This is a genomic window from Gordonia sp. (in: high G+C Gram-positive bacteria) (assembly GCF_049299075.1).
Classification (GTDB): Bacteria; Actinomycetota; Actinomycetes; order Mycobacteriales; family Mycobacteriaceae; genus Gordonia.
This window is the reverse complement of the sequence record NZ_JBAQWU010000391.1, coordinates 1-5,759: the sequence shown is the minus strand read 5'-3', so window position 1 is coordinate 5,759 and position 5,759 is coordinate 1. Positions and strand designations below refer to the sequence as shown.

At 64.7% G+C, this 5,759-nt stretch carries 5 protein-coding genes and 1 pseudogene; 4 read left to right on the top strand and 2 right to left on the bottom strand.

The annotated features are described in order from the left end of the window. Positions 1 to 517 (top strand): PfkB family carbohydrate kinase (locus WAW85_RS12505; protein ID WP_422559932.1); only part of this gene is annotated, 517 nt, incomplete at its 5' end. 39 nt (positions 518 to 556) lie between these two features. Here the strand turns inward: WAW85_RS12505 and asnB are convergent. Then, positions 557 to 2,482, bottom strand: coding sequence for an asparagine synthase (glutamine-hydrolyzing) (gene asnB, locus WAW85_RS12500; RefSeq protein ID WP_422559931.1), 1,926 nt, complete (start codon positions 2,480 to 2,482; stop codon positions 557 to 559). Between the two features lie 306 nt (positions 2,483 to 2,788). On the opposite strand from asnB, the gene WAW85_RS12495 reads away from it, so the two are divergent. Both WAW85_RS12495 and WAW85_RS12490 read left to right on the top strand, forming a co-directional pair. After that, positions 2,789 to 3,964: a cytochrome c oxidase subunit II gene (locus WAW85_RS12495; RefSeq protein WP_422559930.1), complete on the top strand. Its 1,176-nt coding sequence runs from the start codon at positions 2,789 to 2,791 to the stop codon at positions 3,962 to 3,964. Beyond that, the gene (locus WAW85_RS12490) at positions 3,961 to 4,377 is read left to right on the top strand and encodes a cytochrome c oxidase subunit 4 (RefSeq protein ID WP_422559929.1); all 417 of its coding nucleotides are present in this window, start codon (positions 3,961 to 3,963) and stop codon (positions 4,375 to 4,377) included. Before WAW85_RS12495 ends, WAW85_RS12490 begins: the two co-directional genes overlap by 4 nt. 158 nt (positions 4,378 to 4,535) lie before the next feature. Here WAW85_RS12490 and WAW85_RS12485 read toward each other — a convergent pair whose 3' ends face one another. Then, on the bottom strand, positions 4,536 to 4,709 hold the full coding sequence (locus WAW85_RS12485) for a hypothetical protein (RefSeq protein WP_422559928.1): 174 nt from the start codon (positions 4,707 to 4,709) through the stop codon (positions 4,536 to 4,538). A 79-nt stretch (positions 4,710 to 4,788) separates the two neighbouring features. On the opposite strand from WAW85_RS12485, the pseudogene istA reads away from it, so the two are divergent. After that, positions 4,789 to 5,629 (top strand): annotated as a pseudogene (gene istA, locus WAW85_RS12480) (IS21 family transposase); the annotation flags it as partial. Positions 5,630 to 5,759 lie beyond the last annotated feature (130 nt).

Genomic DNA, 5,759 nt, shown 5'->3' with positions numbered 1-5,759 from the left:
GGTTCGGCACACCGGGCTGTGCCGCGACTACGGTCTGCCGTTCGCCGCCGATCCATCGCAGCAGTTGGCGCGTTTGGACGGCGACACTGCGCGCGGACTGATCGAGGGCGCTGCCTACTTGTTCACCAACGAGTACGAGTGGGGTCTACTCAAGCAGAAGACCGGCCTGACCGACGAGGAGATCGCACGGCTGGTCGGGGTGCGGATCACCACCAAGGGGTCGGGCGGCGTGGACATCGTCCCGGCCGACGGTGCGGCAGTGCATGTTCCGGTCGTCCCGGTCGAGGATCAGGTGGATCCGACCGGCGTCGGGGATGCGTTCCGCGCCGGATTCCTGACCGGCATCTCCCGCGGACTGCGCTACGAGCGCGCCGCCCAGCTGGGCGCGATGGTCGCGAGTCTGGTCCTGGAGTGCGATTCGACGCAGGGCTGGACCTGGGACACCGAGTCCGCGGTGGCGCGGATCCGCGGCGCCTATGGGAACACCGCGGCCGCCGATATCCGCGCGGTGCTGTAAGTCCGCAATTCGGGTGTGCCTGCGGGGGGTGTACCCGTACTACAGGTGCACCGGGTAGTCGCGGTCCTCGATCTGCGGATCGATGGAGCCGTCGACGAAGATTCCGTACCAGATCATGAAGCACAGGACCGTCCAAATCCGTCGGCTGTTGTCGACGACTCCGGAGCGATGCTCGTCGAGCATCTGAAGAACGAACTGCTTGTCGAAGATGTGATCGGTGTCCGACGCGACGATCGTCGCGCGTGCCCAGTCGTACATTTCCGGGCCGGCCAGCCAATGGCGCAGTGGCACCGGGAAGCCCAGCTTCTTGCGCTGCAGCACGTGTGGCGGGACGATCTGCTCCAGCGCCTTGCGGAGCGCGTACTTTGTCGTGCCGTGGGCGATCTTCTCGTCGTACGGAAGGCGTTCGGCAACGGCGAGCACCTCCTTGTCCAGGAAGGGCACCCGCAGTTCCAGGGAGTTGGCCATGGTGATTTTGTCGGCCTTGACCAGGATGTCGCCGCGCAGCCAGGTGAACAGGTCGAGGTGCTGCATGCGGGCGACCGGGTCCATGCCGATGCTCTCGGCGTAGACCGGCGCGGTGACATCGGTGTGCGTCCACTCCGGGCGGTAGTTGCGCAGCACCCGCCGCAGGCGCTCATCGTCGAAGCTGCGGGCGTTGCCGTAGTACCGCTCCTCGAGCGTCAGCGAACCCCGGTGTAGCAGGCTCTTGCCGCGCTTACCTTCCGGGATCTTGTCGCTCAACTTGCCGGCCGCGCGCCGCATACCGGGCGTCAGCTTCTCGAAGGCCCGCAGACTCAGTGGTTCCTTGTAGATGGTGTAGCCGCCGAACAGCTCGTCGGCGCCCTCGCCGGAGAGCACCACCTTGACGTGTTTGCGGGCCTCGGCGGCGACGAAGTAGAGCGGTACCAGTGCCGGATCGGCAACCGGATCGTCGAGATACCAGATGATTTTCGGGATCGCCGCGATGTACTCCGCGGGGCTGACCACCTTGATGATGTGTCGGGCGCCGATCGCCTCGGCCGACTCGGCCGCAACGTCGATCTCGGAGTAGCCGGTGCGCTCGAAACCGGTGGTGAACGTGATCAGATCAGGGTTGTGCTCGATGGCCAACGCTGCGATGGCGGTGGAATCAATGCCGCCGGACAGGAAGGAGCCGACGGTCACGTCCGCGCGCATATGTTTGGCCACCGAATCGCGCAATGCTTCGGCGATCTCGTCGTACCGGGCTTGTTCGCCGCCTTTGGCGAACGGTCGGACCGGGAACCGCGGCCGGAAATACCGGGTGGCGACCGGCGCAGTACCTGGCGTCACGGTCGCGTACGTGCCCGACTCCAGGCGACGGATGTTTGCGTGCAGCGACTCCGGCTCGGGTACGTACTGCAGCGCGGTGTAATGCTCGATGGCGCGCGGATCGAGTTCGGCGTCCAATCCCAGACTGCCCAGCAACTCCAGCAGACTCTTCTTCTCGCTGCCGAACGCCGTCCCGCCGGGTCCGGTCGCCATGTACAGCGGCTTGATACCGAACGGGTCGCGGGCGAGGAAGAGCTTCTTCTCGACGGTGTCCCACACCGCGAACGCGAACATTCCGCGCAGCTTGTTGACGACCGCCGGGCCCCAATGGTGGAAGCCGACCACGATCGGTTCACCGTCGCCGCCGGTGTGGAACTGCGCGCCGAACTCCCGCTGCAGTTCCTCACGCAGTTCGAGATAGTTGTAGATCTCGCCATTGAAGGCCAGGGCGTAGCGCTCCGGCTGCTCCGGCGGCCCCCAGACGAGCGGCTGCGGAGAGTGCTCGATGTCGATGATCGACAGCCGATTGAAGCCCAGCACCAGATCCTCGTCGTTCCAGGTCAGTGCGTCGTCGGGCCCGCGGTGGCGCATACAGTGCGACGCCTGCGCCGCGAGGGTGACGAGGGAGCCCGCCGATGCGTCGGCGGTGAGCATTCCGAGTAGACCGCACACGTTGGGCGCCCCTTCGATCTGGAGGTCAGTTGGATGTCGGACCGATCACCCCGCCGCGGCGGGGTGATCGCCCGTCCACTATGCCGCAGAAGGCCGAGTGCAGGCGAACCCGGGCATCGCCGAACACCCCGACGCGCCAGCCTTTTCCCAGTTCGTGCGCGGCACGCCGAAACTGGGGGAGACCCAATCGAGATCGGATCGCGTCGTTGGTCTACGCTGCGTAGTACTAGGTGCGACAATGTCATCAGCGGGTTTTGCCCGGATGGTGGCCGCTCGCACGAAACAGCTCCCTGTCAGCAGGAAGGCGTGAAATTGACTCACGGTGGACATTCGCCGGCCCGACGCACCAATGTGTCGCGCACGGTGAAGCGAGGATCGGCGCTCGGCGTCCTCGCCCTGACCGCGTTGTTAGTGACCGGGTGCAGCCCGGAAGAAGCCGTGCGCTTCGGATGGCCGGCCGGCATCACGCCGGAGAGCCAGGACATTTTGCACCTGTGGCAGTGGGCGTGCATTGCTGCCTTGACCATCGGCATCCTGGTGTGGGGCCTGATTTTCTGGACCATCACCTTCCATCGTCGCCGCGGCAACAAGAACATGACCGCGGGCGTTACCGAAGAAGATGAGTTCCCTCGTCAGACCGGTTATAACGTGCCGCTGGAACTGCTGTACACGGCTGTGCCGTTCGTTCTGATCGCGGTCCTCTTCTACTTCACCGTCATGGTGCAGAACAAGGTCCAGGAGACCAAGGATCCGGCGGTCATCGTCGACGTCACCGCGTTCCAGTGGAACTGGAAGTTCGGCTACAACCAGGTCAAGACGGCCGACGGTACGGAGCTGATCAGTGCTTCGGACGCCACTAAGGGTGGGCCGTTCGAGTTGCAGATCCCCGAGTACTACGACCACGAGGGGCACCGTAAGGCGCTCCCGGGTCCGGCCGGTGGTCGTGATCAGCAGATTCGCAACTACCTGACGTTCAACGCCGTCGAGGTGACGGGTACCTCCGCGGAGATCCCGATCCTGTTGGTGCCGACCGGTAGCCGCATCGAGTTCAACCTCGCCTCGGCGGACGTTGCCCACTCGTTCTGGGTTCCGGAGTTCTTGTACAAGAAGGACGTCTTCCCCTTCCCCGAGCAGAACCACCAGAATCCGCGCTTCCAGGTCAGTGAGATCTCCGAGCCCGGCGCCTACGTGGGCCGCTGCGCCGAGATGTGCGGTACCTACCATGCGATGATGAACTTTGAGCTCCGTGCGGTCGAGCCGGCGGTCTTCAACGAGTACATCAAGTGGCGTAAGGCCAACCCGGAGGCCACTAATGCCGAGGCTCTCCAGGCCGTGTGCCAGGAGCCGCAGTCGGTCGTGACGGCCCCGTTCAACTCACGTCGCGTCTCGACCACCGACGTCCCGGATTCACTGGGCGACGCCAGCAACACCTCGACCATCGGTAAGGGCTGCCGGCCCGCAGAGGGAGTGACCATCTCATGAAGATCGAAGCCCGGATTTTCGAGGCAATCGCAGTCTTCTTCATTGTCGTAGGCACCATCTATGCGGTCGCCACGGCTAACTACTACACGGGTCCGGAGTGGGCTGGCATCGCTTGCCTCTATTTCTCGGCGATGCTGTCGCTGTTGGCTGGCGGATACTTCCGCTTCGTCTCGCGTCGCGTGGAGATTCGTCCCGAGGACTACGACGACGCCGAGATCGAGGACGGCGCTGGCGAGCTGGGCTTCTTCAGTCCGCACAGCTGGTGGCCCATCGCCGTTGCGATCGGTGCGTCGTTGTTCGCCATCGGTTTCGCCTCAGGGAACTTTTGGTTTGCGATCGGTTCGGCGCTGGTGATCGTCGTCGCCGCTACCGGCCTGGTGATGGAGTACTACGTGGGCCCGGAGAAGCACTGACCGGCGTCTCAGCAGCTTTCTGCCTCGGCCTCATCCCGTCCACTCGGGGTGGGGCCGAGGCGTTTTTTGTGGACGGTTGAAAGGTGCTCTGCGTTGCGGGCGGCTACTCAACACTGTGCCCACGCCACGTGTGCGGCGGGGATCAACAACACAGGGGGTCAGTCGTCACCGGACGTTGACAGTGCGCGGGCCACGGCGGTACCTGCGGCGGTGTCTGGGACTGCGGCACGGTTGGATGTGATGACGGCGGCCACGGCTGCGGTGAGGTTGCCCATCCAGCAGATCAGCAGCAGCACCGCAGCGAGCCCTGCGATGGTGGCGGAGAGGTGCACTGGCAGACCCTGTCAGCGACGCGTGAATACTGACCCCCAGGCGACGGGTGAATGTTGACCCCCCTCGACACTCGGGAGGGTGATTTCAGTGGAGGATTGGGCCGAGGTTCGTCGGCTTCATAAGGCTGAGGGTTTGTCGATCAAGGCGATCGTGCGTCGGACGGGTCTGGCGCGGAACACGGTGCGGTCGGCGTTGGCCTCGGACGGTTCGCCGAAGTATGCGCGGCCGGCGAAGGGGTCGATCGTGGATGCGGTCGAGCCGCAGATCCGGGAGCAGTTGCGTCTGGATGCGCGAATGCCGGCGACGGTGATCGCTGAACGGATCGGGTGGACGCGGTCGTTGACTGTCCTCAAGGACCGGGTCCGGGAGATCCGTCCGGAGTACGTCGGGATCGACCCAGCCGATCGGATCGTGCGCAGGCCGGGTGAGTCGGCGCAGATGGATTTGTGGTTCCCGGCCACCCGGATCCCGACCGGGCACGGGCAGACGGCGGTCTTGCCGGTGCGGGTGATGACGTTGACGTTCTCCCGGTTCCTGTCGGCGATGATGATCCCGTCTCGGCAGGGCGGAGACATCCTGGCCGGGATGTGGACGTTGATCGCCGGGGTCGGGGCGGTGTCGAAGTCACTGGTGTGGGACCGCGAGTCAGCGATCGGCGGCACCGGCCGGGTCAGCGAGGCGGCGGCGATGTTCGCCGGAACGCTGGGGACCCGGATCGTGCTGGCGCCCCCACGGGATCCGGAGTTCAAGGGCATGACCGAACGCAATAACGGCTATCTGGAAACGTCGTTCCTTCCCTGGCCGGGAGTTCGCCTCACCAGCGGATTTCAATGATCAGCTCCAGTCGTGGCTGCCGAAAGCCAATGCCCGCACGGTGCGATCACTACGCGGGCGGCCGGTCGATGTCCTCGCCGAGGACCGGGTGTCGGCGGCGGTCGAAACCTGAACGGTTTCGGCGGTCCAAAAGTGAACAGTCTCTAGTCTAGGTTTTCTTGTTCGGCTTTGATGCTGGGGAGTGTTTCCAGGCCTCGGTCGCGTAGCCGGTAGGA

Bases quoted from the DNA above. Each gene is read 5' to 3' on its own strand.
- WAW85_RS12490 (WP_422559929.1), top strand. From the start codon at position 3,961: ATGAAGATCGAAGCCCGGATTTTCGAGGCAATCGCAGTCTTCTTCATT.